25 protein-coding genes are annotated in these 24681 nt (G+C 67.7%); 14 read left to right on the top strand and 11 right to left on the bottom strand.

Annotated elements, in window-relative coordinates:
* Nucleotides 1–296: 296 nt before the first annotated feature.
* Genes KBY66_RS12865 through KBY66_RS12855 form a run of 3 tightly spaced genes read left to right on the top strand, consistent with a single transcriptional unit; the run spans nucleotide 297 to nucleotide 5350 of the window.
* Nucleotides 297–1865 (top strand): arylsulfatase B, encoded by a 1569-nt coding sequence (locus tag KBY66_RS12865; protein ID WP_255089998.1) that lies wholly within the window; start codon nucleotides 297–299, stop codon nucleotides 1863–1865.
* Nucleotides 1862–4300: an arylsulfatase gene (locus KBY66_RS12860; RefSeq protein WP_255089996.1), complete on the top strand. Its 2439-nt coding sequence runs from the start codon at nucleotides 1862–1864 to the stop codon at nucleotides 4298–4300. Before KBY66_RS12865 ends, KBY66_RS12860 begins: the two co-directional genes overlap by 4 nt.
* Nucleotides 4301–4306: 6 nt before the next feature.
* Complete coding sequence (locus tag KBY66_RS12855; protein WP_255089994.1) at nucleotides 4307–5350, top strand: transporter; 1044 nt, start codon at nucleotides 4307–4309, stop codon at nucleotides 5348–5350.
* 24 nt (nucleotides 5351–5374) lie between these two features.
* On the opposite strand, the gene KBY66_RS12850 is transcribed toward KBY66_RS12855, so the two are convergent.
* The 7 genes from KBY66_RS12850 to KBY66_RS12820 all read right to left on the bottom strand — a co-directional run bounded on the left by KBY66_RS12850 (nucleotide 5375) and on the right by KBY66_RS12820 (nucleotide 10296).
* Nucleotides 5375–5815 carry a hypothetical protein gene (locus KBY66_RS12850; RefSeq protein WP_255089992.1) on the bottom strand — a complete coding sequence of 147 codons (441 nt, stop codon included), beginning with the start codon at nucleotides 5813–5815 and terminating at the stop codon, nucleotides 5375–5377.
* Nucleotides 5816–5824: 9 nt separating this feature from the next.
* The gene (locus KBY66_RS12845; RefSeq protein ID WP_255089990.1) at nucleotides 5825–6574 is read right to left on the bottom strand and encodes a hypothetical protein; all 750 of its coding nucleotides are present in this window, start codon (nucleotides 6572–6574) and stop codon (nucleotides 5825–5827) included.
* A 13-nt stretch (nucleotides 6575–6587) separates the two neighbouring features.
* Entirely contained in the window at nucleotides 6588–7457 is an 870-nt protein-coding gene (locus tag KBY66_RS12840) for a bile acid:sodium symporter (protein WP_255089988.1), read from the bottom strand.
* Nucleotides 7458–7486: 29 nt separating this feature from the next.
* Entirely contained in the window at nucleotides 7487–7861 is a 375-nt protein-coding gene (locus KBY66_RS12835) for a YidH family protein (protein ID WP_255089987.1), read from the bottom strand.
* Between the two features lie 2 nt (nucleotides 7862–7863).
* Nucleotides 7864–8256 carry a DUF1622 domain-containing protein gene (locus KBY66_RS12830; RefSeq protein ID WP_255089986.1) on the bottom strand — a complete coding sequence of 131 codons (393 nt, stop codon included), beginning with the start codon at nucleotides 8254–8256 and terminating at the stop codon, nucleotides 7864–7866.
* Entirely contained in the window at nucleotides 8249–8845 is a 597-nt protein-coding gene (locus KBY66_RS12825) for a hypothetical protein (protein WP_255089985.1), read from the bottom strand. Before KBY66_RS12825 ends, KBY66_RS12830 begins: the two co-directional genes overlap by 8 nt.
* 68 nt (nucleotides 8846–8913) lie before the next feature.
* Nucleotides 8914–10296: a PhoH family protein gene (locus tag KBY66_RS12820; protein ID WP_255089984.1), complete on the bottom strand. Its 1383-nt coding sequence runs from the start codon at nucleotides 10294–10296 to the stop codon at nucleotides 8914–8916.
* A 91-nt stretch (nucleotides 10297–10387) separates the two neighbouring features.
* Here KBY66_RS12820 and KBY66_RS12815 point away from each other — a divergent pair, with 91 nt between their 5' ends.
* The 6 genes from KBY66_RS12815 to proB are packed head-to-tail and all read left to right on the top strand — an operon-like array spanning nucleotide 10388 to nucleotide 15509.
* Nucleotides 10388–11599: a F420-0:Gamma-glutamyl ligase gene (locus tag KBY66_RS12815; RefSeq protein WP_255090002.1), complete on the top strand. Its 1212-nt coding sequence runs from the start codon at nucleotides 10388–10390 to the stop codon at nucleotides 11597–11599.
* Between the two features lie 34 nt (nucleotides 11600–11633).
* Complete coding sequence (locus tag KBY66_RS12810; protein ID WP_255089983.1) at nucleotides 11634–12800, top strand: hypothetical protein; 1167 nt, start codon at nucleotides 11634–11636, stop codon at nucleotides 12798–12800.
* Between the two features lie 7 nt (nucleotides 12801–12807).
* Nucleotides 12808–13314, top strand: coding sequence for a Holliday junction resolvase RuvX (gene ruvX, locus KBY66_RS12805; protein WP_255089981.1), 507 nt, complete (start codon nucleotides 12808–12810; stop codon nucleotides 13312–13314).
* A 19-nt stretch (nucleotides 13315–13333) separates the two neighbouring features.
* Entirely contained in the window at nucleotides 13334–13888 is a 555-nt protein-coding gene (locus tag KBY66_RS12800) for a DUF3727 domain-containing protein (RefSeq protein ID WP_255089979.1), read from the top strand.
* Nucleotides 13885–14400 (top strand): YqeG family HAD IIIA-type phosphatase, encoded by a 516-nt coding sequence (locus KBY66_RS12795; protein WP_410001008.1) that lies wholly within the window; start codon nucleotides 13885–13887, stop codon nucleotides 14398–14400. The genes KBY66_RS12800 and KBY66_RS12795 overlap by 4 nt, the downstream gene beginning before the upstream one ends.
* Nucleotides 14397–15509 (top strand): glutamate 5-kinase, encoded by a 1113-nt coding sequence (proB, locus tag KBY66_RS12790; protein ID WP_255089977.1) that lies wholly within the window; start codon nucleotides 14397–14399, stop codon nucleotides 15507–15509. The genes KBY66_RS12795 and proB overlap by 4 nt, the downstream gene beginning before the upstream one ends.
* A gap of 65 nt (nucleotides 15510–15574) precedes the next feature.
* Here proB and KBY66_RS12785 read toward each other — a convergent pair whose 3' ends face one another.
* The 3 genes from KBY66_RS12785 to KBY66_RS12775 form a co-directional block, all read right to left on the bottom strand.
* The gene (locus tag KBY66_RS12785; protein ID WP_255089975.1) at nucleotides 15575–16378 is read right to left on the bottom strand and encodes a hypothetical protein; all 804 of its coding nucleotides are present in this window, start codon (nucleotides 16376–16378) and stop codon (nucleotides 15575–15577) included.
* Between the two features lie 242 nt (nucleotides 16379–16620).
* Complete coding sequence (locus tag KBY66_RS12780; RefSeq protein WP_255089974.1) at nucleotides 16621–17973, bottom strand: sodium:solute symporter; 1353 nt, start codon at nucleotides 17971–17973, stop codon at nucleotides 16621–16623.
* Nucleotides 17973–19898: a S9 family peptidase gene (locus KBY66_RS12775; protein ID WP_399225503.1), complete on the bottom strand. Its 1926-nt coding sequence runs from the start codon at nucleotides 19896–19898 to the stop codon at nucleotides 17973–17975. The genes KBY66_RS12780 and KBY66_RS12775 overlap by 1 nt, the downstream gene beginning before the upstream one ends.
* A gap of 65 nt (nucleotides 19899–19963) precedes the next feature.
* Here KBY66_RS12775 and def point away from each other — a divergent pair, with 65 nt between their 5' ends.
* From def to KBY66_RS12750, 5 genes are all read left to right on the top strand, one after another.
* Nucleotides 19964–20569 (top strand): peptide deformylase, encoded by a 606-nt coding sequence (gene def / locus KBY66_RS12770; RefSeq protein ID WP_255090000.1) that lies wholly within the window; start codon nucleotides 19964–19966, stop codon nucleotides 20567–20569.
* 10 nt (nucleotides 20570–20579) lie between these two features.
* On the top strand, nucleotides 20580–20786 hold the full coding sequence (locus tag KBY66_RS12765; protein WP_255089971.1) for a hypothetical protein: 207 nt from the start codon (nucleotides 20580–20582) through the stop codon (nucleotides 20784–20786).
* An 80-nt stretch (nucleotides 20787–20866) separates the two neighbouring features.
* Nucleotides 20867–21634, top strand: a complete 768-nt coding sequence (locus KBY66_RS12760) for a DUF3747 domain-containing protein (protein ID WP_255089970.1) — start codon at nucleotides 20867–20869, stop codon at nucleotides 21632–21634.
* A gap of 60 nt (nucleotides 21635–21694) precedes the next feature.
* The gene (rpsU, locus tag KBY66_RS12755; RefSeq protein WP_010304532.1) at nucleotides 21695–21865 is read left to right on the top strand and encodes a 30S ribosomal protein S21; all 171 of its coding nucleotides are present in this window, start codon (nucleotides 21695–21697) and stop codon (nucleotides 21863–21865) included.
* A 100-nt stretch (nucleotides 21866–21965) separates the two neighbouring features.
* Nucleotides 21966–22106: a hypothetical protein gene (locus KBY66_RS12750; RefSeq protein ID WP_255089968.1), complete on the top strand. Its 141-nt coding sequence runs from the start codon at nucleotides 21966–21968 to the stop codon at nucleotides 22104–22106.
* Here KBY66_RS12750 and KBY66_RS12745 read toward each other — a convergent pair.
* The gene (locus KBY66_RS12745; protein ID WP_255089967.1) at nucleotides 22103–23659 is read right to left on the bottom strand and encodes a YifB family Mg chelatase-like AAA ATPase; all 1557 of its coding nucleotides are present in this window, start codon (nucleotides 23657–23659) and stop codon (nucleotides 22103–22105) included. The genes KBY66_RS12750 and KBY66_RS12745 overlap by 4 nt on opposite strands.
* Between the last annotated feature and the right edge of the window lie 1022 nt (nucleotides 23660–24681).

Genomic DNA, 24681 nt, shown 5'->3' with positions numbered 1-24681 from the left:
AGCGGGCCAGTCCCCAAACATGGTGAGATCAGGCTCATTCCAGCCTGATCTCTGCTGAAATAGTCCAATCCGAACAATTGGTGGACCGCGACTGGCTATGCGGACGTGTTGTCCAGAGCTTCCCTAACTCCTGCCATGGTCAAAGGCTGAAAACAAAACTTGATAGAGAGACTGAAAGTATATGGTATTGCTAATTTTTATGGCTACAAATCCTTCAGCGATCTAACTTTTTCATGCCTTGGCGCCCAGTCGCTCGGGATGTGAACAGCCCGTTGTCGACTCAAGGGGAGCCACCGATGAAGCCCATATTGAAGAAGCCCTTTCAGAAACTGAAGCTGCTCTCCCTGGCCGGCCTCACCTGCCTGGCTTGCCTGATCTGGTTCGCCCTGGTGCCCGCCTTTGCGCTGGAGGCCAACCGGCCTGCTGCTGGGGCGGTTGGCGGATCTGCCGTCGGCGCGAGCCGGCCGAACATCATCGTGATCCTGGCCGACGACCTCGGCAATGCCGACCTGGGCTACCGGGGCAGCGACATCAAGACGCCGAACATCGACAAGCTGGCCCGGGAGGGCGTGCGGATGGAGTCCTTCCACGGCATGCCCGTCTGCACGCCCTCCCGGGCCGCCCTGATGACGGGCCGCCACCCGATGCGCTACGGCCTCCAGACCCTGGTGATCTTCCCCAATCACACCTACGGCCTGCCCACCGATGAACGCACCCTGCCCCAGGCACTGAAGGAGGCGGGCTACCAGACCTCGATGGTGGGCAAGTGGCACCTGGGCCATGCCGACAAGAAATACTGGCCGCAGAACCGGGGCTTCGATCACTTCTACGGCAACCTCGTCGGCGAGGTCGACTACTTCACCAAGATGCGCGGCGGCATCGTCGACTGGCAGCGCGACGGCAAGTTCATGCAGGAGACCACCTACTACCTGCCCCTGATCGGCGACGAGGCGGTGAAGCAAATCGAGCGGCAAGACAAAACCAAGCCGTTCTTCCTCTACTTCGCCTCGCTGGCGCCCCATGCCCCCTATCAGGCCCAGAAGGCCGATGAAGACCGCTACGCCGCCACGATCAAGGACCCGACCCGCCGCACCTATGCGGCCATGGTCACCTCGGTGGACGACCAGGTGGGCCGCATCGTGGCCGCCCTCGAGAAGCGGGGGATGCGCAAGAACACTCTGATCATCTTCTCCAGCGACAACGGTGGCCCCCGCAGCGCCGTGATCGCCAGTGGCGCTCACTCCCGCGAGGAGCGTGCCGAAAGCGGCGTCAAGCAGGAATCCCTGCCGGCGAGCAACGGCAACCTGCGCGGCGGCAAGGGCAGCCTCTACGAAGGCGGTGTGCGCGTGCCGACGATCTTCAACTGGCCCGGCACCTTGAAGCCCGCCGTGATCAGTGAGCCGGCGCAGATGGTGGACATCATGCCCACCGCCCTGGCCCTGGCCGGCGCGGCGCCGAACCCCGCCAGCAAGCCCCTGGATGGCAAGAACCTCCTGCCGATGCTCGCCGAAGGCAAGCCCTCGCCCCACGACGATCTCCTGATCAACGTCGAAGCCTTCCGCGGCGCCATCATCAAGGGCCAGTGGAAGCTGGTGAAGATCGCGCTGCTGCCCGGCAAGATCGAACTGTTCGACCTCAAGGCCGACCCCGGCGAGAAGAACAACGTGGCCGAGCAGAACCCTGAGGTGGTGCGTGATCTCGAGGCCCGCCTGCAGGCCTATGCCAAGCAGCAGAAGATGAGCGAGTGGTTGAAGGCCCAGCCCGACTACCTCGGTGCCCAGGGCGAGAAGACGATCCTTGACCCCGACTTCGACATCAATGACGGCGGACTGCCGCAGCTGAAGCCGGTGCTGCCCAAGCCATGAGGCATCCATGGAAAACCCTGGCTGTAGCGGTCCTGTGCCTGCTGCTGAGCAGCGGCGTGATCACAGGGGCCTGGGCCCGTCCAACTGCATCAGCCACGGCATCAGCCGAGACATCAGCCAAAGCGGCAGCCAGCCCAGCCGCCACCCCCACCGACGGTTCGGTGCTGCCTTTCCCGCCGGTGCCCAGCGCCAGCATCGCCCGACCACGGCTGCAGGATTCGGTGCACAAACGCCGCGCCCAGCCGCAGCACCTCAAAGCCGATGCGCCCAACGTGCTCATCGTCCTGCTGGATGACGTCGGCTTCGGCCAGGCCTCCACCTTTGGCGGCGAGATCAACACGCCCACCCTCAGCAAACTGGCGGACCAGGGCCTGAGCTACAACACCTTTCACACCACCGCCATCTGCTCCCCCACCCGGGCGGCCTTGCTTACCGGACGCAATCACCAGCGAGTCGGCAACGGCACGATTGCCGAACGGGCCGTCGACTGGGATGGCTACACGGGTGTGATTCCGAAAACCTCGGCCACCATGGCCGAAGTGCTGCATCACTACGGCTACAAGACGGCGGCCTTCGGCAAGTGGCACAACACGCCGGCCGATCAGACCACCGCCATGGGGCCGTTCGATCGCTGGCCGACGGGCCACGGCTTCGATTACTTCTACGGCTTCCTCGCCGGTGAAACTTCCCAGTGGGAGCCCCGCCTGGTGGAGAACACCACCGCCATTGAGCCGCCCCACGACAAGAATTACCACCTCAGCGAGGACATGGCCCAGCGCAGCATCGACTGGCTGCGCAAGCACCGGGCCTTCTCACCTGACAAGCCCTTCTTCCTCTACTGGGCGCCAGGGGCCGCCCACGGCCCCCACCAGGTGGGCAAGGAGTGGTCCGAGAAGTACAAGGGCAAGTTCGACACCGGCTGGGATGCCTACCGCGAGCGGGTGTTTGCGCGCCAGAAGCAACTCGGCTGGATTCCAGCCAACACCAAACTGACGCCCCGCACCGCCACCATGCCCGCCTGGGACAGCATTCCGGCGGCCCAGCGACCGTTCCAGCTGCGGCTGATGGAGATCTACGCCGGCTTCGTCGAGCACGTGGATGCCCAGGTGGGGAAGGTGATCGATGAGCTCGAGCGCCTGGGGGTGCGGGAAAACACGATCGTCATCTACATCTTCGGCGACAATGGCGCCAGCGCTGAAGGCCAGAACGGCACGATCAGCGAGTTGCTGGCTCAGAACGGCATCCCCAACACCGTCGAGCAGCAGATCGCGGCCCTGAACACCATGGGCGGCCTCGACCTGCTGGGCGGTCCCAAGACCGACAGCATGTACCACGCCGGCTGGGCCTGGGCCGGCAACACCCCGTTCCAGTACACCAAGTTGATTGCTTCCCATTTCGGCGGCACCCGCAATCCGATGGTGATCTCCTGGCCCAAAGGGATCAAACCAGACAAAACACCACGGGCCCAGTTCCACCACGTCAACGACATCGCGCCAACGCTCTACGAGCTCATTGGCATCAAGCCGCCCACAATCGTGGATGGATTCAAGCAGGATCCGATCGATGGGGTGAGCCTGGCCTACACCTTCGCCAACGCCAAAGCTCCCACCCGCAAAAAGGTTCAGTACTTCGACAACAACGGAAGTCGCGCCATCTTCCAGGACGGTTGGCTTGCCGCCACCTTCGGCCCTTTGGTCCCCTGGCTGCCCGGCGCGCCAGGGCTGGCTGCCTGGGATTCGGCCAAGGACCAATGGGAGCTCTACAACCTCAACGCTGACTTCTCCGAAGCTGATGATCTCGCCGCCCGCGAACCGCAGCGGCTGGCCCAGCTTCAGAAAACGTTTGATCAGCAGGCCGTGGCCAACAAGGTCTATCCGCTGGGGGCCGGCATCTGGCTGCGTCTGCATCCTGAAGACCGCATCAAGACGCCCTACACCAGCTGGCAGTTCGATGCCACCACCACGCGCATGCCGGAGTTCACGGCCCCTGGACTGGGCCGTGAAAGCAACACTGTCAGTATCGATGCAGAACTCAAGGAGAATGCTTCCGGTGTGTTGTACGCCCTGGGGGGATCGGGAGGCGGCCTCAGCCTCTACCTGGACAAGGGCCAGCTTGTTTATGAGTACAACACGATGATCATCGAGCGCGCCATCGCCCGTTCGAAGAACAGGATTCCTGCCGGCACGCATCGCATTGAGGTCACCACCACCCTGGTAAATGGCCAGGCGCTGTCGCCGGCTGAGGTGGTGCTGAACGTGGATGGACAGGAGGTGGCGCGCACCACGGTGAAACGCACGGTGCCTGGTGCCTTCTCCGCCAGCGAAACCTTTGATGTGGGTGTGGATCTCGGCTCAACGGTGTCACTCGATTACTTCGAGCGTCGGCCGTTCCGCTTCGACGGCACGATCCACAGAGTTGACGTGAAGATGAACTGAATCAGCATGAACTCAACACCTGCCTCCCGGATTTCCAAGCGCTGCTCCGCTGCGATTCGTACCGCCTCCTTCGCGACCTGCGGGTTGGCGCTGACCCTTGGCTGCAGCCGGCCGGCCCAGGCGCAGGCCTACGGCCCCCGTCAGTTCTGGCTGGCTCCCGCCGGCACGAACGTGTTCACCATCTCGGGGATGTACAGCAGCTCCAACACCGTCGTCGACACCAGCATCATCTTCCCCAATCTCAACGTCGATACCTATGTCGTGGTACCGAGCTATGCCCGCTTCTTCGGGATCGGCAATCGGCTCTCCCAGGTATCGGTGGCGGTTCCCTATGCCTGGGCCAACGTCAGCCTCTCCACCGCCAACCGCGGGGTGGCGCCCAGCAAGCAGGGCCTGGCCGACAGCTACGCCCACTTCACCGTGGGGCTGGTGAACACCCCGGCCCTGGCGCCAGCCGAGTTCGGGGCCTACATGCAAAAGCAGAATCCGCCTGTGGTGGTCTATGGCCTGGTGGCTGTGATGCCCCCCACCGGCGACTATCAGAACGACCAGTTGGTGAACATCGGCACCAACCGCTGGACCTTCCGGGCCGGCCTGCCCACCACGGTGCGGCTCAGCCCCAACTGGGCACCGGGGAAGACCACCACCTTCGAGATCCTGCCCAGCGTGGATGTCTACACGCCGAACAACGACCCCGCCTTCCCCGAGTTCTCAATCCAGGGGCGCCAGGTGGGCAGCCAGGTCGCGAACGTGCTGGCCCCCGATCAGACCACCCAGGCTCCTATGGGCACGTTGGAGATGCACCTCACCCACGACCTCAACAAGACGCTGTGGGTGTCGCTGGATTCCTACTCCAGGCTGGGCGGTGAAACCTCCAGTGACGGCCAGGCCGGCGACAATCAACAGGCCTGGACGGCCCTGGGCGCGACGATTGGGGGGAGCCCCTGGTCTAAGGCCAGGCTCTCCCTTACCGGTGGTGCCGTGCTGGCGGGTAACGACAACAGCCCCGATGGCTGGCAACTGCGGCTTCAGTTTCAGCAGTCCTTCTGAGCGCAGGGGGGAGCCACTCCCTCGTCAGAGCAGGGCATGGCCAATCTTGAGCAACAGCTGGCGCAGCGGGATCTGTGTGCTGATGCCGATCAGCGCTGGGATCAGCAGGGGCACCAGGATCTTGAGCAGGGCTAGCAGGTTGACCGGGGTGGCACGGGTGGCGCGGACAGCGTCGTAGATCGCGGCCGTGTCGGCAATCGGGCCCAGCTCAGGGGCCTCCAGGATCTCTGCGTCCGCCAGCCGCTCTCCCAGGATCCAGCGCTGTCGCACCAGGCGCCCGTGGACTCCCACCAGGGCGCCATAGTCCCGCAGGGCCTGGCGTCTGAACGCGATCAGCCGGGGGGCAAAGGCCAGCAGCGGTGCCACCATCACCAGGGTGGTGCCGGCGATGAAGGCCAGGAAGGGCATGTGCAACGCCCGCAGCGTCTGCCCGTGGTGGTGCAGCTCATGGGTCCAGCTCGCCATGATCACCGCTCACATCGCCAGGGCCCAGAGAGAGAACGCTTCGGGCAGCACCTCCAGAAATCCCAGCCCGCAGACTCGGTCGGGATGGGTGGGCACCAGCGAGAGATCCAGGCGGGCGATGCGCCAGCAGAGCAGGCCCACCAGCAGCAGGCGCCAGCCCCAGCCCAGCAGCAGGGCGATGTAGATCGGCCGAGCCACATAGAGGAACCAGGCCCCGCCGAAGCCAAGCCGTCCGCCGCCCTCCGCGGCCCAGTTGAGGCCATCGAGGCTTGTGGGGGTGGTCAGGGTGATGGCCGCCACCACCCCGAGCACCAGCACCCAGGGCAGGGAATGGTCCCGCAGGCGAGCTGTGCTCTTCAGGATCGAACGGAACCGATCCAGCTGGCCCTCCACCACCAGACCACTGCAGGCGAACTGGAACACCGTGCGCTCCACCACCCGGCGAGCCACCCCCTCCCCCAGGATCAGCAGGGGAATCGCCACCAGGCAGGTGACGGAGATGCCGTAGTGCGCCAGCAGGGGTTCTGGCACTGAGATTCCGAGCAACCGGTTGTGGAACCAGGCCCAGATCACGATCGGCAGCCAGGCGAACAGGGCCAGTCCGATCGCCCGCTGCACCAGCCCCTGGCCCTGCCGCGGATTCAGACCGAGGCTGCGAAGCCAGCGATAGGGGGCATCCTCCACCACCGGAGAAAAGCTGAGCTCGAATGGAGTGATTCGATCGAAGGAAGTGCTCTCCTGTGCGTTCGGATCAGTCACAAGGGCAGCCTCCTCAAGAAGCCACTCCTTGCAGGCCTTTCTGCCAGCGCAGGAAGGGAATCGAGAGCAGCACCGTGACCAGCAGGTAGGCCAGCACGGCCAGTTTCAAACCAGGCATGCCGGCGCCATGGGCGGAGGCGAACAGCAGCGCCAGACCGGGGTTGCGCATCGAGGTGACCAGGGCCACGGTGGTGCGCTCGCGCGGCGCCGGGCCAGCCATGAGGTAGCCGATGGCGAGGGCGGCGGCCACCATCGCCGCCATGAAGCCCAGCGCCAGCAGGTTGGCCGCCACGAACGGCACCAGCAAAGGGCCCGCCTTGATCAGCACCACCACGATCAACAGCAGGAGCAAGCCGTTGGCGAGCTTGTCGAGCGGCCCCACCAGCCGGTCCACCCACTGAGGCTTCCAGCGCCTCAGCAGCAGGCCGGCCAGCAGCGGCAGCACCTGGGCCTGGCCCACCTGCAGGGCCACGTCCCGGGGGCGGATGTCCCAGCCGTCTACTCCGAACGAAGCCTGGAACAGATCAGCGAGCAGGGGAATCGAAACGATCGCGGCCACAGCCGCGCAGGACTGGAGCACGGCCGCCAACTGGCTATCGCCCCCCGTCTTGCCGGCCTTGCGCAGGGTGAGGGGGGCGCTCGGGCAAGCCGCCATCAGGGCGATGCCGAAGCGGGCCGATTTCGAGAGGGCGAAGCTCAGGGGCAGCTTCATCAGCACCAGCGCCACCAGGGGCACCAGCACACAGGAGCCGATCAGCACCCGGATCACCAGGGCGGGCCGGTGCCGCAACTGCGCGATCGCATCGAGCTGCAATCCCAGGCCAAGGGCAAACATGATCGTGAACAGGGTGAGGCCCGGGAGTGCGGCAGCGAGCTGGGCCATGGGGAGCGGGGACGAAAGGAGTGGAAGGCTCAGCGCCAGAATGCCCCGTAGGCGAGCATCGCCAAGGCGATGGCGCCAATCAAGGTGAGGCTCACGGCCGTGGCCGTTGCGATCGAACGTTGCCTGTGGAAAGTGAACGTGTCGCCGGTGAGGCGACGCAGCTCACGGCGATGCTGCAGGGTTGCCGCCACCATCGCCACCATGCCGGTGAGCACGAAGGCCATCGACACCAGCCGCACCCCCAGGCCCGCATGGCCAGCCACGCCGTTCTGGCTCTTGATTGCGGCGACGATCTTGTCGAGGCCGAAGCCGAAACTGATCAGGGAAAGGCAGGTGCGGATCCAGGCCATCAGGGTGCGCTCAGCCGCATCGCGGTTGCGCTGCTTGGCCAGCTCGTTGGTCATGTTCATGCCGGCGAGCCTCCCGGACCTGGCCCATTGGCCGACTCCCGCTCCAGCCGGCTTTCGGTTTCAAGCTCCCGCGCCAGGAAAACGTTGAGGAAGGTGCGGATCACGGCCACCACCCCCAGCTGAATCAGATTCGGGCCCGTCGGAGCGGTGGTGGTCGCCACGATGTCGGCGCCGAGCTGGAACTCCAGGGCCATCGACAGCCAGCTGCCGAAGGTGATCCGGGCTCCGGCGAGGGAACGGCGCTGGCGACGCCGGCCCATCGAGTTGTTCAGCAGCTGGGAGGCGGTGGCCACCAGGCCCAGCAGCACCGTGGCAACAGAAAGGGCCTCCAGCACGAAGCGCAGCCCGCCGGCCAGCCCCAGAAGCACCTGTTCCGCCGATTCAGTCATGCTCCTCGGAATGGGCAGAGTGGACGAGCAGGTGGATCAGCCAGCCCGGCACGCTCAGCGAAGCCACCAGGATGGTGAGCGAGGTGCTCAAGCGGCTCGAGAAGGTGCGGGCGGCATCCAATCCCCCATGGATGAAGGTGAGGGTGACAAGCACCGCAAACAGTCCGGTGGTCAGGGCGCTGGCCGAGCGCAGCAGATCTTTCGGTTGGCGATCGTAAAGGGAGCGTGTGGTGCTGAAGGCATGGCCGGCCAGGGAACCGGCACCGGCGAGGAGCAGCACCGCCAAGGCCCGGCTCGGGAGGTTGGGCTGGGCTTCGGTGTCCTGCAAGGCCCCGGCCATCACCTTGGCGGTGCCCAGCAGGCAACCCGCCGCCACCCCCAACAGGGCCCACCATCGCAGGGGAGTGGCAACCCGCCCCGCCAGGGTTGCGGCACCCGCGAGGGCGATTGAGCACAGCAGGGTGGATGGAACCGGGGCCAGACGGCCGGCCACCAGAAACGCCACCGAAAAGCCGAGAGCGGCGCCCATGACCCGTCCCAGCTGATCGCGGCGGCTGGAGGGTGGGCGAAACGGAAACGCTTCCGGCATGGTGGCAGGGGTGGTGGCGATCCTCGGATCATGGTCAATGCACTCCGGAGAATGGCAACCCCGGCTGGTCAGAGCAGGTTCGCCGCCAGCTCCGCCAGGGCCGAACGCTCGCCCTTGTGCAGGGTCACGTGGCCGGCCAGTTCCTGGCCCTTGAAGCGCTCCACCAGCCAGGTGAGGCCGTTGCTGTCGGCATCCACATAGGGATTGTCGATCTGGTAGGGGTCACCGGTGAACACAATCTTGGTGCCTTCTCCAACCCGGGTCACGATTGTTTTCACCTCGTGGGGCGTGAGGTTCTGGGCCTCATCCACCACCATGAACTGGCGCGGAATCGAGCGTCCGCGGATGTAGCTGATCGCCTCCACCTCCAGCAGGCCCATGCCCTTGAGGTCGGCCCAGTTGTTGCGGGGGGTGCGGTTGGGCCGGGCGGCGCCATGGGACGGCTCCTCGGCGCCCAGCAGGAAATCGAGGTTGTCGATGACCGGCTGCATCCAGGGGCCCATCTTTTCCTGCAGGTCACCGGGCAGAAAGCCGATGTCCTTGCCGAGCGGGATCACCGGTCGGGTCACCAGCAGACGGTCGTAGAGGGGTTCATCGGCCACCTGGTGGAGGCCGGCGGCGAGGGCGAGCAGGGTCTTGCCCGTGCCCGCCTTGCCCACCAGGGTGAGGAGCTGAATGGCGGAATCGAGCAGCAGATCGAGGGCGAAGGTCTGCTCCCGGTTCCTTGCGCTCACCCGGCCCAGCTTGATCCGCCCCCCCTTCTGCAGCGGCCGCAGGCTGGCTGCCGGGGCGCAGTAGCGCGCCAGCAGGGTGTGGCTGGGCTGGGCCCCATCCACCAGGGTCACCCCCTCGTTGGCGTGAAGGGGGGCGTGACCTTCGGGGAGGGGGGCCAGCACCGACAGCGGCAGCCCCCCCTCCCGGTGGAGTTGTTCGATCTGGGCGGCCGTCACCCACCATTCGGTGAGGCCGGGGTAGAGGTCGGCGATCGCCACCTTGCCGGTGTTGTAGTCCTGGGCGATCAGGCCCACCGCATCCGCCTTGATGCGCAGGTTCGTGTCCTTGGTGACCAGGATCACGGGGGGCTCGCTGCCCATCACGCCATGGAGCCGTTGCTCCAGAGCCACCGCCAGGATGTTGTTGTCGCCGTTGCCGGCCTGCAGCTCGGGCGGCAGTTGGCTGAGGGTCTGGCTGCGGCAGAACACCACCTTGAGCCGGCCCTGATGGATCGCCTCGATCTCCACCCCCTCCGCCAGGTTCCCCTTCTGCCGCAACCCGTCCAGCAGCCGCGACACCAGGCGGGCGTTGCGCCCCTTCTCGGTGGCGTCCCGTTTGAAGCGGTCGATCTCCTCGACCACCTCGATCGGGATGACGACGTTGTTGTCTTCGAATCGGCTCAGGGCCCCAGGGTCGTGCAGCAGGACGTTCGTATCGAGCACGAAGGTCTTCTTCATCCCATCCCGCCGGAGATCTCAGGCCAGAACCTAGGTCCGAGCCCCTTTGAGCGCCTACGCTCCCGCTGATTCCGGCCGCACCGCACCCGCCTTGCCCTTCCTGTCTTCCCTGGTCTGCGGGATTTTGATCATCGCCCTGCTGTTCGGCCTGACCCTGCTCTGGCTGGAGCTGCGCCACCGGCTCCGGCCCGCCTCACCCCTCAGGCTCGATGCGGGCGACTGGACGGTGAGCGATTCCGGCGGCGAAGTGGTCGTGGAGGGGGTGATCCAGATCCACAACCCCCACGCCCGCATGGAGGTGATGGTGCCGGAGCTCACCCTCCTGCCCACCCTGCTGGGCCGCGGCGATCTGGCTGGCGTGCGGGTGAGCAGCCGCGTGATCGCCGACCATCCCGACGAACCGGCCCGGGCCGATGGCTACTGGGCCGCCTACATCGTCAAAGGCCACAAAACCACCCGGGCTCAGCTCACCCTGCGCATCCAGGCCGATCGGCCCAGCGCGTCGGGCCTCGATCCAGGCACCGACCTGGCGGCGCTGCTCGACACCCTCTGGCTGGAGATCCTCTGGGTCAACTACGGGCCGTTCGGGCGGCTGCAACGCCGGGATGGGGTGCTCATCCCGCTGCGCAAGCCTGAGCCGCTCGATCCGGCCACGGCCCCCTGGCGCGCCGGCGAGGGATGCCAGGTGCTGCCGGTGCCCACCCACCTGCTCGGGGTGCTGGATGATCCCGCCGCTGTGCTGCGCCGCTACGCCGGAGCGGTTCTCCAACCGGGCGACATCCTGACGATCGGCGAAACGCCCCTGGCGGTGATCCAGGGCCGCTATCAGCATCCCGCCATGGTGGAGCCGTCGGGACTGGCCCGCCTGCTCTGCCGCGTGTTCCACCCCACCAGCAGCCTGGCCACCGCCTGCGGCCTCCAGACCCTGATCAACGACGTCGGCCCGGCCCGGGTGCTCTGTGCCTGGCTGGTGGGCACCTTGATGAAACTGGTGGGCAGCCGCGGCGGCTTCTACCGCCTGGCCGGGGAGCAGGCCCGGCTGATCGATGACATCACCGGCACCACCCCCCCCTACGACCAGACGATCGTGCTCGGCCCCGCCCATCCCGAGCGCACCTGCCGGGATCTGGCGGCGGCCCTGGGCGTGCCTGTGGCTGTGGTGGATGTCAATGATCTGGGCCGGGTGAAGGTGCTGGCGTCAAGCCCAGGCTGCGATGAAGCCCTGCTGCAGCGGGCGTTGCGCCCCAACCCGGCCGGTAACGCCAACGAGCGCACCCCCCTGGTGGTGGTCAGGCCCGCCTGAACTGCCGATACAGTTCAGGCACAGGCGTTCTTCCGTGCATCAGTCACCCCCCACTGGCCCCTCGGGAGGTGCACCGCCCGCTGCGCCGGGTGCGATCCGGATCGAGCCGCTCCAGGGCTGGAGCCTGCCCTTGCTCCAGTCCGAGGCCTTCGTCGACCTGCAACCGCTTCTCCAGCGCTCCGTCTTGCTCCAGCAGCCGGAGCGCCTGCTCAATGGCCTGATCCGCCGGCCACCCCTGGCACCCGAGATCCTGGTGGCCTACCAGGCCTCCCAACAAGTGGTCGGGCTGGCCATCGTTCGCCGGCTGAACCGGAGTGGCACCTGCTGGGGTCTTGATCAGCTGCGCACCTGCCGGCAGTCCCTGGCCCAGCCGGGCAGCCCCACGGTGCACCAGGTTGAGGCCGCCTTGCTCCGGGAGGCCCTGCACCGCCGCCGCGGTGCCACCAGTTGGATCGCCTCGGCCGGCACCGGCCGGATCGATCGCCTCGCCCTGCTACGCGAACAGGGTTTTCAACCCCTGCGCCAGCAAACCCTCTGGTGCTGGGAACCCGGGCGGCAGGCGGCTCCAGGCGGCGACCCACCCGGCGATCTGCAGCGGTGTGGCTTGAATCGGCGCACAGCCGCCCTGCTCTGGCACCTGGAGCAGGCGGCCTGTCCGGCCCAGTTGCGCCAACTGCTCGACCGCCGCAGCGAGGATCTGCTCGACCAGACCCAGGGCAGAGGGTTGCTCTGGGTCGACCCAACCCGCCAGCAGGCGGTGGCGGGCGTGCGGCGGCTGCGCTCCCACGACCAGGGCCCGATCGAGCTGGAGATCACCCTGCATCCCGGCTGGTCCCACCTGCTGGGCAGGCCCCTGGAGCGGCTGCTGCGGGAGGTGGCCGGGAGTGCCCCCCAGGTGCGGCTGCGCAGCGATAACGGCGACGGGGAGCGGACTCTCTGGCTTCAAGGCCTCGGTGCCCTGGTGGATGGCGAAGAACTGCTGATGGGCCGCAGCGTCTGGCGCCGCCAGCAATGCCTGGCCGAGCCGGGAGCCTCCCGCTGGCGGCTCGACACCGTGCTCGAAACCTTCAAGCCCCGGCGGCGGCCGGTCCCGACGCCACTTCTGCCGACACCTCTCCTGCCAACGCCACTGCTGCCGACAACTCTGCTGCCGAACCCCGGCCTGCGCCATGGCCCCGCCACCCTGAATTCCGGCCGGTGATGCACCGTTGAGGGGCTCCGTCCCGCCCCGGCCCCGCTCCGTGCTCGCCCTCGATGTGGGGCGCCGGCGCATCGGTCTGGCCGGTTGCGATCCGCTGGGATTGTCGGTGATCCGCTTGCCGGCCCTGCTGCGCCGCCGCCTGGAGGACGACCTCGAGCTGCTGGGGCCGTTGCTGCAGCGGCGGCGGGTCGCCGCCCTGGTGGTCGGGCTGCCCCTCGACGCCCAGCAGCGGCCCACTTCCCAGGCCGTGCACAGTCGCCGCTATGGCGAAGCCCTGGCCAGGGCTGCCGGGCTGCCGTTGGCCTGGGTGAACGAGTACGGCAGCAGCTGGGAGGCCGGCGAACGCCACGGCCTCCATGGCGACCGCAGCGGCCGGCTGGATTCGGCGGCGGCTGCCCTGCTGCTGGAGCAGTGGCTGCAGGAAGGCCCGGAGCCCGGTCCGGTTGCTCCCGTCGGTCCGGTCACACTTTCGACCCCGCCGCTCGGAAATTCGGTCGACGCTGCGACATTCTGAAGAGGTCTGCCATCTCCCCATGCCTGCCGAAGGACCCATGACCGCCGGATCCGGGGATGTGCCGGCGGTGGTGGTCCGCGACGACCAGGGCCGTCAACTTCTCTGTTACCTGGAGCAGCTGATCCCCCTGGAGGGCAAGGACTATGCCCTGCTGACCCCGGTGGACACCCCGGTCTGCCTGTTCCGCATGCACGGCGACGAGGAGGAGCCGGAGCTGATCGAAACGATCCACACCAGCGAGCCGATTCTCTCGGTGGCCGATGTGGTGCTGCAGGAACATGACCTGCTGCTGGTGCGCTCCGCCGTCACCCTCACCGTCAGCGGTGAGCTCGAAGAGCCCGACCCCGACGATCTCGATGAAGACGACGACCTCGATGACGACAGTGACACCTATGAACTCCTGGTGAGCTTCATGGTCGACAATGGCGAGTATGGGCTTTACATCCCCCTCGATCCGTTCTTTGTGGTGGCCCGCATGCAGGACGGTGACGGTGTCGTGGTGGAAGGGGAGGAATTCGAGCGGATTCAGCCCATGATCGAAGCCGAACTCGACGATCGGGAGCAGGCCGGGTGAAGCTTCAGCGGCTGCTTCAACCCAGCTGGATGCTTGACACCAGCCTGGCCCAGCTGCCCCTGGAGCGCCTCTACCAGGGGCAGATCAAGGCGCTGATCCTCGATGTGGATCGCACCCTGCTGCCCCGCCACCGCTCCGAGCTGCCCGCCGCCATGGAGCAGTGGCTGCGCGCAGCCCAGCAGCAGCTGCGCGTGCACCTGTTCAGCAACAACCCCTCCAGGCGGCGCATCGGCGCGGTGGCCAGGCAACTCGACCTGCCCTTCACCACTTCGGCCGGCAAGCCGCGCCGCAGCGCCCTGCGCAAGGTGCTGGCCGAGCTGGGGCTCCCCCCCCACCAGGTGGCGATGGTGGGCGACCGCCTGTTCACCGATGTGCTGGCCGGCAATCGGCTGGGGCTGTTCACCGTCCTGGTCAAGCCGGTGGACCCGCTGGGTCAGACCTGCAAGCGGGACCGGCTGCAGCGCGCCGAGCTGGGCCTGGCCCGCTGGATGGGCGCCAGCCTGGGCCGATGAGCCTGCGGCGCGTGATCAAGGTGGGCACCAGTCTGCTGCGTGGCTCGGGTGCCCGTGGCACTGAAGCGGTGATCGATGGGCTGGCCGGCAGCCTCAGCCGCCAGCGGCGACGGGGTGACGCGATCACCCTGGTGACCAGCGGTGCCGTTGGACTCGGTTGCCACGCCCTGCGGCTGAAGGAGCGGCCCGGCGAAGTGGTGGCCCTGCAGGCCGCCGCCGCCATTGGCCAGGGTCGGTTGATGGGGCTGTACGAAGACGCCTTCGACCGCCATGGCGAAACGGTGGCCCAGGTGCTGCTGACCCGCGGCGATCTGGCCTCCCGGCGGCGCTACCAGAACGCCTGCCGCACCCTCGAGCAGCTGCTCAGCTGGGGCGTGGTGCCGATCGTCAACGAAAACGACACCCTGGCCACCGACGAGCTGCGCTTCGGCGACAACGACACCCTCTCGGCCCTGGTGGCGGTGGCGATCGGCGCCGACGAGCTGGTGCTGCTCACCGATGTGGATTCGTTGTATTCCGGTGATCCCCGCCGCGATGCCAGCGCCGAGCCGATCGAGGAAGTGCGCGACCTGATCGAATTGGCCCGGCTCAGCGGCGTGGCCAGTGGGGGCGGGCGCTGGGGCACTGGTGGCATGACCACCAAGCTGACGGCGGCCCGCATCGCCACCTCCAGCGGCATCCGCGTGCGCCTCGCCGATGGCCGCGACCCGGCGGTGCTCGAGGCCCTGCTGGCCGGGGAGCGGCTCGGCACGGTGTTCCAGCCCAGCGCCAAACCCCTGCCGGATCGCAAGGGCTGGCTGGCCCATGCCCTGATCCCCCGGGGCGACCTGGTCATCGATGCGGGGGCGGAGCGGGCCCTGGTGGAGCGCGGCGCATCGCTGCTGGCGGTGGGCATCCGCCGGGTGGAGGGGGCGTTCGGCCGACGCGACGCCGTTCGCCTGCTGTCGCTGCAGGGCCAGGAGCTGGGCCGGGGCCTGAGCACCCTGAGCAGCGAGGAACTGCGCCAGATCATGGGGCTGAGCAGCGAGGAGGTGCGCCGCCAGCTGGGGGCGGTGGGGGATGCGGTGGTGCACCGGGACCAGCTGGTGCTCACCGGCCTGCCGGGCTGAGGTGCTGCGCCTCCATCAGCCCCTTGTGATCGAGACCGAACAGCACCGCATGGGGTTGGTTGCGGTCATGGGCCTTCATCGCCTCTGGGATCCGCTGGCACCCATTGGTACCAGGGGCCGATGCCGAGCTTCTCGGCCCAGGCGTTGATCCTCTGCCGGTCTGGATCTGACCGCGCGGCATTCTCCGGCGCTGATGGCACGGTGAGATCCAGCAGCTCTTTCGCCAGCACCTCCCAGGGGCTCCCCCGGAAAGGAGCCGACAACTCCGGCAGACCAATCAGCTCGGCCGCATGGATCGCATAGGCCGCATCCATGGCCCGGTTGGCCTGCAGCACCAAGGGCGGGATGCGTTGATCCAGTCCCAGCACCAGACCTTCCGCCAGCTCCTGGCACTGCTGTCTCAGGAAGGACGCCTGCCGCCCTCTCAGCTCCGGCAGCTGCTCCAACAGCCATCGATCCACCGCCAGCGCCGGGGGCACGGTGCGCAACTGGCTGAGGGTGGTGTCATAGAGGTTCAGCCCCAACTGGCGTTGCTGCGCCAGGCCCAGATCCCGATTGCGGCGCTCTGTTGCACTCACGACCCGCTCGCGGGCCTCACGCCGCCAGTGCAACACCTGCCGCTGCTCGCGCGGGACTTGGAGGATCCGCAGCAGCTGGGCCGCTTCCATCGCCACCAGGTAGGAGGTGGATTCACCACCCTTTTCCTGGTAGAGGATGCGGTGCACCGGATCGGCAGCCGTTGCGGGCAGCAAGGTGGCTAGAGCGTCGAGATCCGGCGTGTGCTGTGCCACCACCGGATGCCCGCCCTGCTTCTCCACCAGGCCGAACAGGCGATTGAGAGCCCAACTCCAGTTGGGGATCTCGTTCATCTCATGGCCGCGGGCAACCTCACGGACTCCTCCTACTTCCCCGCGCTGCCGAGTCCGAGTCCTGATGCGGCAGCAGCTGGGCTCCGTCAGACGGCACGGCTGCTCGATCAAGCTCGAACCGCTGCAGAACCTCCCCAGGAATCAAGCCCCTGAAAATCGGTGACACCGTGCATGACTCCGAGCGACGACGGCATGGCGGTGTGCTGGTTCCGGTGGGAGCCCTGGGGCCTTGATGAGGGCCCTCACCGCCGCCCGAGCACCAACCCCAGCCCGATCCAGACCACCACCAGCCCCAGGCAGAGAGCCGTCCAGGCTGGCAGCCCCCAGCCGTCGATCGCCAGGGGCGCCACCACCGTGATCACGCCGCCGGCCAGGAACGGTTGCAGCAGCAGCTGCTTGATCGAGAAGGCCGGCAGGGCGTCGCTGCGGTCGTCCGGGTCGGCCATGCGCAGCAGCAGCAGGCCGCTGGCCGCCACGCCGGTGGCCTGGCCGAATTCGATGATCGCCCGCTCGAACCAGTCGGGCGGCAGAAAGCGGGGCGCCAGCAGCAGCACCACCGCCAGGTTCCAGCCCAGCCCGGCCACCGCCAGCACGCTCAACGACACCCAGTCGTGGCGCAGCAGGCTCAGGTCCAGGCAGGCGGTGGCGGCGGTGATCAGCAGATCCGCCGAGATGGCGCCGACCTGGCCCTGCACCGCGGCCGAGGCCAGGCCCTGCTGACCCGTTTTCTCCAGCAGCAGCCGCACCAGCAGCGAGCCGGCGATCGCCAGGGGAAACACCGGCAGCGCCTCCACCACCGCGGTGAAGCCGCCGCCGAGCAGGGGCGCCAGCCAGCGCAGCAGCTCCAGGATCGCCGCCCCCACCAGCACCGCCGCCCCGGCCAGGGCCAGGTTCACAGCCCAGGCCGCCGGGCCCGGGGGTGACGCGCCGCCCGGTGCAGCGGCGGGTTCAGCCGCTTCCGCCATCCCACCGTCCGCAGATCCTTGGCCCAGCAACCCCTGGCGGCGGCGGGCCAGCACCACCACGAGGCCTCCCACCACCGAGGCGGCCAGCAGACCCACCGTGGCCATCGCCAGCCCCAGGGCTTCACCGCTGGAGAAGCCGAGGCTGGCGTAGCTGGGTCCCATCGCCGCGGCCGAGCCGTGCCCCCCCTCGAAGGCCACCTCGATCAGGCAGGCCATCAGCGGGTGCACCCCCAGCATGGGCTGGAGCACGAACAGCACCGCCAGGCCTGCCACCAGGTACTGACCAAAGGCCAGGGTGAGCGCCAGCAGCACCTGGCCCGAAAGGGGCCGCCACAGCCCCGCCAGTTTCGGCAGGGGCTTGCCCAGCAGCAGGGTGGCGAACACGAGGGTGAGCAGCGGCAGTGGCAGGTCATCCCAGAGGGCCATCACCGGCGCCGGGATCAACGGCAGAACCCCCGAGGGCGCCACCAACAACCCCAGAGTGCCGGCCAGCAGGGCCTCCGGGATCCCCCAGCGCTTCAGCCCCAGCTTGCCGCCGATCGCAAGGGCGAAGGCCATCAGCAGCACCAGGATCCCGGTGGCCGCCGCCAGCCAGGCGATCGCGGTGGCCCAACCCTCCGGCAACGCCATCACAGGGCGAGGTGGCGACGAAAGAAGGCTTCGGTGGCCTCCAGCACCTCCACCTGCACCGCTCCGCTGCGGAAGCCATGTCCCTCCTCGGGGAACAGGTGCACCTCCACCGGAATCCCGTTGCCGCTCAGCGCCAGGGCCATTCGCTCGGTCTGCTCCGGCGGAGCAACCGTGTCCTTGAGCCCCTGGAAGAGGATCACCGGGCAGGTGATGGCGCCGGCATGGAACAGGGGCGAGCGCTGCTCATAGAGCGGCTTCGCCTCCGGCCAGGGACCCACCAGTCCATCGAGGTAGCGGGCTTCGAAGCGGTGGGTGCCCGTGGCCAACGCGGCCAGATCAGCCACGCCGTAGCGGCAGGCCCCGGCCTGGAACCCATCGGTGAAGCAGAGCGCCGCCAGCACCGTGAAGCCGCCGGCGCTGCCCCCCTCGATCGCCACCCGCCCGGGGTCGGCCTTGCCAGCGTCCACCAGGGCCTGGGCGGCGGCGGCGCAATCGTCCACGTCCACCACTCCCCACTGGCCAGCGAGCCGCTCCCGGTAGGACCTCCCGAAGCCGGTGGAGCCGCCGTAGTTCACGTCCACCACCCCCCAGCCGCGGCTGGTCCAGAACTGGGTCAGCAGGTTCAAGCCCGTGCGCGCCATCGCGGTGGGGCCACTGTGGCCCTTCACGAGCAGGGGCGCCCCCGGCCGGGCGCCACCGTGGGGCGGGTAAAACCAGGCGTGGGTGGGCAGCCCGCCATGTCCCGTGAACCAGAGCGCCTCGGGTCGGCTAATCGCCTCCACGCTCAACGGGGGCGAGCCGGCGGCGGGCGTGTGGCTCCAGGCGCCGCTGCCCAGGTCGAGCTCGAGCAGGCCGGATCCGTCGGTGGGTCCACTGGCCACCGCCACCAGCCGGCCGTTCTCCGCCTGCAGACTGGCCAGATCATCGAAGGGCAGGTCGATGTCCTTCCACACCCCTGGGCTGTCACCGGTGCTCGGCAGGGTGATCCGGCCGAGGCGCCAGCTCCCCGCCTGGCAGGCCGCCGCCACCAGATGCTCCCCGTCCCAGGCGGTGGTTGCCATCCCCTCCACCCACTGGGGCATGGCGAACTCCGCCTCCATCGGCAAAAGCGGCTGCCAAAGCAGGGCCTGCTGGGTGCCCGTAGGGCCACAGGCTTCTCGGAGCTGCTCAGCACCCGCGAGCCGCTCCAGGTTCCACCAGCCGCTGCGGTCGTTGGCCACCACCAGATCGCCATTCGGCAGCCACAGCGGCTGGAACACCGAGCAGTCCTCGCCGCCGGTGACCGGGCGGCTCTCCTCCAGCCCCCCGGCGCCAGTGAAGCGGCCCAGCCAGAGCTGGCTGCGCTCCCACGGCATGAACGGTTGCTGCCATTCCACCCAGGCCAGATGGGTGCCGGCCGGGCTGAGCGCGGCGTAGCCGCAGAAGTCGGCGGGCTGGTGCAACGGCACGGGTTCTCCACCGGCCAGGGGCACCTTCACTAGCTGGTCGCGCCCACTCTCCTCCATCACCCCGATCCAGCGGCTGCGGCGCCCGTCGATCAGCCCGCCCGCGAAGGCCCGCTCGGCGGGTTCCCCCAGGCGCCGCGGTTCCCCGGCTGCCAGGGTTCCCGCAGCCGGCAGTTCCAGGCACCAGAGGCAACGGTCGCCGTCATGGCTGAACACCACGGCCGTTGCTCCATCGGCCGACGCCCCCACCGCGTAGGCGCCGCCGCCGAAGCCATGCAGTCGGCTGCGCAGGTTCCAGGCCGCTGGAGTCAGCTCCATTACCGCCGCCGTCGGCGTGGCGCGGCCCATCAGGGTGGTGCGGCCCTGCTCCCCGGGCCGTTGCTCCAGCCAGAAGAGCCGGCCCTGGTGCCACCGCGGCTCGAGCACGACCGGATGGCGTCCGACCACCGCCGCCGCTGCCAGCGGGCCCCCCAGAGGCAGGTTTCCCAACGGCTTGGCGCCCTCCGGCGGCTTCTACAATCTCCCCATCGTTTCAGGTGATGTCTTTGGCCAGCAGCTTCGCCCGGATGGCCCGCCAGGCGGAGCAGACCAGCCGCAGCGTCCAGGTTCCCAAGGAGGCGCTCGAGCAGCCCCCCCTTCTCATTCACACCCTGGGAGATCAGGTGTTGCGCCAGTCGGCCAAACGGATCAGCAAGGTGGATGAAACGGTGCGCGAGCTGGCCCGCGACATGCTGCGCAGCATGTACACCGCCCACGGCATCGGCCTGGCGGCTCCCCAGGTGGGGGTGCCCAAGCAGTTGCTGGTGATCGATCTGGATCCTGAGAACGCCGCCACCCCGCCGATGGTGCTGGTGAACCCGGAAATCGGCTCGGCCAGCGCCTCCCTCGACACCTACGAGGAGGGCTGCCTCAGCATCCCCGGGGTGTACCTCTCGGTGGTGCGCCCCAGCACGATCGAGGTGAGCTTCCGCGATGAGCACGGCCGGCCGCGTCGCCTCAAGGCCGATGGCCTGCTCGCCCGCTGCATCCAGCACGAGATGGACCACCTCAGCGGGGTGCTCTTCGTTGACCGGGTCACCGATGAGCTCAGCCTCAACGAGGAGCTGCAGGAACACGGCTTTCGCCGCGACGCCGTCCATTCCCTTCGCTGAGAGCGCCCCCATGCCGATGAAACCCCTCGCCGGGGTCTTCCTGGCCCTGGCCTGCCTGCTTGGCATCGCCGCCACCGGCTCGGTGTTCGAACTCGCCTATGGCGAACCCGATCTGGGGGTGAGCACCACCCGGCTGATCCTGGCCGCCTGCCTGCCGGGCACCCTGATCAGCCTGCTGGTCGCGATTCGTCTCAACTTGCCGGCCGAAGGCCCCTGACGGCCTCCGGGCCCACTTCTACGATCGGGGCCCCCTTGCTGCTCCCTGCTGTGAAGCGATTGGCTTGCCTGACGCTCCGTATGGCGGGGCTGGCCTGCCTGGCGCCCGCCCTGGCCACGGCCCTGCCCCGGGCGGCGGGCGCCCAGGCCCAGCTCCAGGTCCAGACCCTGTTCGGAGCGCGGGAGGTGCCGCAGGAGCGGTTCGTGCTGGTGGCCGCGCCGATCGGCGATGGCAGCCGCGCCCAGCTCAACATCTATGAGCAGATCACCGACCGCCGGCCCTGCTTCGCCACCTCCGGCGCCAGCCCGGCCCGGGTGGATCCCCTGCTGGGCAGCTTCGATTTCACCGGCATCTGCAGCCGCTACCTGGATGCCAACGGCTATTCCGTGCGGGTCGGCGGAGCGGATCTGGCCACGGTGTACCGGCTCAGCGTGGTGCGCAGCGGCAACGACAACCTGCTGCTGGCAGCCCCCACTCGCAACCAGAGCGGCCCGGAGATGGTGGTGGCGCGCACCCAGGGCCATGACGCCGGCTTCCTGCTGTTCGTCCCCGAACCGGGCTGGAAGCTGATGCGGCGCCACTTCGGCAACCGCGCCCTCGGCCACCTCTACCTCTACCGCGAAACCTGGCCGACCGCCGCCGCTTCCGCCAGCGAGGGTCCGCCGAAGCCGGCCACACCCTCCCAGGGTGCCCAGCCGAAAGCCGAAACGTTGCTGAAACCAGAGCCATTGCCGAAGGCGAAGCCATTGCCGAAGGCAGAGCCCGTGCCGCTCCCGGCCGTGCCAGCAGCCAATGGGGTCAAGCCACCCGGTGGGGCCACCCCGCCGCCGCTGCCCAAGGCGCCCTGATCGGATTGCTCGGGGAGGCGGTTGCTACATTGGGCTCTATTAAGCCCCTCTGCGTGGTTCATGACCCAGGTCACCGTCGGCGAAAACGAAGGAATTGAATCGGCCCTGCGCCGTTTCAAGCGGCAGGTGTCCAAGGCGGGCATCTTTGCCGACCTCAAGCGCCTGCGTCACCACGAAACCCCGGTCGAGAAGTACAAGCGCAAGGCCCAGCAACGCCGGCGCCGCCGCTGAACTCAGGCCAAGGGACAACCCCGGGACCAGGTAAAAACACCGATGCCATGGCCACCTTGGTGGGCCCAGATTGGGGTTGACCTCCATGGCAGCAGGTCCCATGACCCCATTCATTGACGGCTTACGGCGCTGGTTCGGAGAGGCGATCACCCACGCCTTCGGTGATCCCCGGGAGGAGAAATCCCACCTGCCTCCGAAGATCGGTATGCAGGCCTACAAGCACGATCCCTACAGGCCTTAGTTACCGCCTGGCTCCGTGGTCTGGAGTTGATCGAAGGAGCGGTAGGTGAGCGCTTCGGCCAGATGGGCCGGCTCGACCCGTTCCCGATCCTCCAGATCGGCGAGGCTGCGGGCCACCCGCAGCAGCCGCTCCGCCGAGCGGGCGCTCAGCCGCCGTCCCTGGATCGCCTGTCGCCACAGGTCCAGGCCCTCGAGCGAGAGCCGGCAGTGCCTCTGCAGATCGGCACGGACCAGGCCGGCGTTGGGGCAGCCCCCCGGGTTGCGGCTCACCATCCGCTGGCGGGCCGCGGCCACCCGCTGCCCCACCGCCTGGGTGCTTCGCCGCTCCACCCCGTCCGCCCGCCCCACCGCGTAGGGCTGCACCAGGTCGTCGGCCTCCAGCCGGCGCATCACCACCTGCAGGTCGATGCGGTCCAGCAGGGGCCCCGACAAGCGCGACCAGTAGCGCTGGCGCTGGGCTTCCCCGCACCTGCAGGCCCGCTGGGGATCGCCGAACCAGCCGCAGGGGCAGGGGTTGGTGGCGGCCACCAGGGTCACCCGGCAGGGGAAACGGCTGCGCTCCCGGCTGCGGCTGATCCACACCTCCCCTTCCTCCAGCGGTTGACGGAGCTGGTCGAGCACCTCGCGGCGGAACTCGGTGAGTTCGTCGAGAAAGAGCACGCCGTTGTGGGCCAGCGACAGTTCCCCCGGCCTCGGGATGGCGCCGCCGCCGATCAGGGCGCTGCCGGTGCAGCTGTGGTGCGGGGCGCGGAAGGGTCGCTGCTGGAGCAGGGCGGTGTTCGGGCGCAGCAGACCCGCCACCGAATGCACCTGGGTGGTTTCGAGGGCTTCGGCGTGGGGCAGGGGCGGCAGCAGCCCAGCCAGCCGTCGGGCCAGCATCGTTTTGCCACTGCCGGGTGGCCCCACCAGCAGCAGGTGGTGGTTGCCCGCCGCCGCGATCTCCAGGGCCCGCCGTCCGTGCGCCTGCCCCCGCACCTCGGCCAGCTCAAGAGGTGGAGGGGCGGCGGCCAGGGCGGCGGCAGGGCGGCAGGGACTGGCCCGGACGGGGTCGTCCAGAAGGGCGCCCACCTGGCTCAGCCCCTCGGCGGGCCAGACCACCAGACCTTCCACCAGCATCGCTTCGGGTCCATTGGCGGCCGGCACCACCAGGGCCCTGGCGCCGCCGCGGCGTGCGGCCAGGGCCAGGGCCAGCACGCCGCGCACCGGCCGCAGGCTGCCATCGAGGCCCAGCTCTCCCGCACTCCAGACCCCCTCCAGCCGCTCCGGTGCCAGCTGGCCGCTGGCCAGCAGCAGGCCGAGGGCGATCGGCAGGTCGAAGGCCGGTCCCTCCTTGCGCAGATCGGCAGGCGCCAGGCTGATGATCACCCGGGTGAGGGGGACGCGGAAGCCGCTGTTGCGCAGGGCCGCGCGCACCCGTTCGCGGGATTCGCGGCCGGGCGCGTCGGCCAGGCCGACGATCTGCAGGCCCGGCAGTCCCGGCGCGATGTCCACCTCCACGTTCACCTCGGCGGCCTCCAGCCCCCGCAGGGCGGCGCTGCTGCACCGTGCCAACATCAGATCAACCGCCCGGGTACACCGCACCAGTTCCCCGCCTGTCCCACCCCTGCCAGTGACCACCACGATCTTCGGGCGCATCCTGCTGGGGTGTCATTAGGGGCTCATAAAGATGCCGGCCTGCAGCCAGCCGTTGATGCTGAGGCTTCAGCTGCGATTGGTCAGTCCTCGAAAACCTCAGCGCTCGAAAGCAGAATCAAACCGAATTTGGATCAATCCTGATAGCGAGTTCTGATACGGTTGCGTAGCTTGCGGCTAAAGCCAAGAGCTACGCCTAAACCAAGAATCGGAAGGGGGGCGGGCACATTTACTGGTGTAGTTCCTTGTCGGAAGCCAAATGTAATAGAACTATTCAGTCCTCCGATGCTTGTGTAGACGCTGTTGACCGTTAAGGATGACGGGCTCCCTGTCAAAGGGGATGAAACGGAAGTTGAACCACTGAGATTTTGAATAATAATGTCAGCCATGCCTCCTTCGAATGTTGCATCAAGGACCGAGTAAGCAAAAAAGGGATTTATATTGCTAGTTAAAGAAACTTCTTCAAAGAACCTGCCAAGGTCAATGGTGACGTCGTAAGCAAGTTGAGCGAAGTCTAGAGTGGGTGGCCCTGCAGACTGAATGTTGAATAAAGAGCTTTCAGATAAGTAGCTTACAACAACATTCGCTGAGCCTCGATTGGCTGTGTTGCTAACGTACGTAACTTCGATGCTGTCACATGTCAGGGGATTGCCGCTAGCCCATCTCGAGACTGAAATGGGCCTACCACAGGCCGCATAGGCAGAGCCTGCGTGCAGAAAGAATCCAGCACTGTTGATCAAAGCAGTACAACAGAATGATTACGAGAAGAGCGCCTTGAGGTCGTCACGGGCCTATCCCAATGCAGTGATTGCACTCAATCATAATCGATGATATGCTCGCTTATATTCTTTCATGTCCCCAGGCGGAAGGTCTGCTGACCCCCTTCTTTTTAGATTTCAACACATCCATCGGTTCGCACAGGCTTTCCAGTGCTCATCGGTCAG

It is taken from the genome of Synechococcus sp. Tobar12-5m-g (assembly GCF_024345415.1).
GTDB lineage: Bacteria > Cyanobacteriota > Cyanobacteriia > PCC-6307 > Cyanobiaceae > Regnicoccus.
Note: the sequence above shows the minus strand (reverse complement) of the source record. Positions and strands in the feature narration are given on the sequence as shown.

Bases quoted from the DNA above. Each gene is read 5' to 3' on its own strand.
- KBY66_RS12865 (WP_255089998.1), top strand. From the start codon at position 297: ATGAAGCCCATATTGAAGAAGCCCTTTCAGAAACTGAAGCTGCTCTCC.
- KBY66_RS12860 (WP_255089996.1), top strand. From the start codon at position 1,862: ATGAGGCATCCATGGAAAACCCTGGCTGTAGCGGTCCTGTGCCTGCTG.
- KBY66_RS12855 (WP_255089994.1), top strand. From the start codon at position 4,307: ATGAACTCAACACCTGCCTCCCGGATTTCCAAGCGCTGCTCCGCTGCG.
- KBY66_RS12850 (WP_255089992.1), bottom strand. From the start codon at position 5,815: ATGGCGAGCTGGACCCATGAGCTGCACCACCACGGGCAGACGCTGCGG.
- KBY66_RS12840 (WP_255089988.1), bottom strand. From the start codon at position 7,457: ATGGCCCAGCTCGCTGCCGCACTCCCGGGCCTCACCCTGTTCACGATC.
- KBY66_RS12835 (WP_255089987.1), bottom strand. From the start codon at position 7,861: ATGACCAACGAGCTGGCCAAGCAGCGCAACCGCGATGCGGCTGAGCGC.
- KBY66_RS12830 (WP_255089986.1), bottom strand. From the start codon at position 8,256: ATGACTGAATCGGCGGAACAGGTGCTTCTGGGGCTGGCCGGCGGGCTG.
- KBY66_RS12825 (WP_255089985.1), bottom strand. From the start codon at position 8,845: ATGCCGGAAGCGTTTCCGTTTCGCCCACCCTCCAGCCGCCGCGATCAG.
- KBY66_RS12820 (WP_255089984.1), bottom strand. From the start codon at position 10,296: ATGAAGAAGACCTTCGTGCTCGATACGAACGTCCTGCTGCACGACCCT.
- KBY66_RS12800 (WP_255089979.1), top strand. From the start codon at position 13,334: ATGCCTGCCGAAGGACCCATGACCGCCGGATCCGGGGATGTGCCGGCG.
- proB (WP_255089977.1), top strand. From the start codon at position 14,397: ATGAGCCTGCGGCGCGTGATCAAGGTGGGCACCAGTCTGCTGCGTGGC.
- KBY66_RS12785 (WP_255089975.1), bottom strand. From the start codon at position 16,378: ATGAACGAGATCCCCAACTGGAGTTGGGCTCTCAATCGCCTGTTCGGC.
- KBY66_RS12780 (WP_255089974.1), bottom strand. From the start codon at position 17,973: ATGGCGTTGCCGGAGGGTTGGGCCACCGCGATCGCCTGGCTGGCGGCG.
- KBY66_RS12765 (WP_255089971.1), top strand. From the start codon at position 20,580: ATGCCGATGAAACCCCTCGCCGGGGTCTTCCTGGCCCTGGCCTGCCTG.
- KBY66_RS12760 (WP_255089970.1), top strand. From the start codon at position 20,867: ATGGCGGGGCTGGCCTGCCTGGCGCCCGCCCTGGCCACGGCCCTGCCC.
- rpsU (WP_010304532.1), top strand. From the start codon at position 21,695: ATGACCCAGGTCACCGTCGGCGAAAACGAAGGAATTGAATCGGCCCTG.
- KBY66_RS12750 (WP_255089968.1), top strand. From the start codon at position 21,966: ATGACCCCATTCATTGACGGCTTACGGCGCTGGTTCGGAGAGGCGATC.
- KBY66_RS12745 (WP_255089967.1), bottom strand. From the start codon at position 23,659: ATGTTGGCACGGTGCAGCAGCGCCGCCCTGCGGGGGCTGGAGGCCGCC.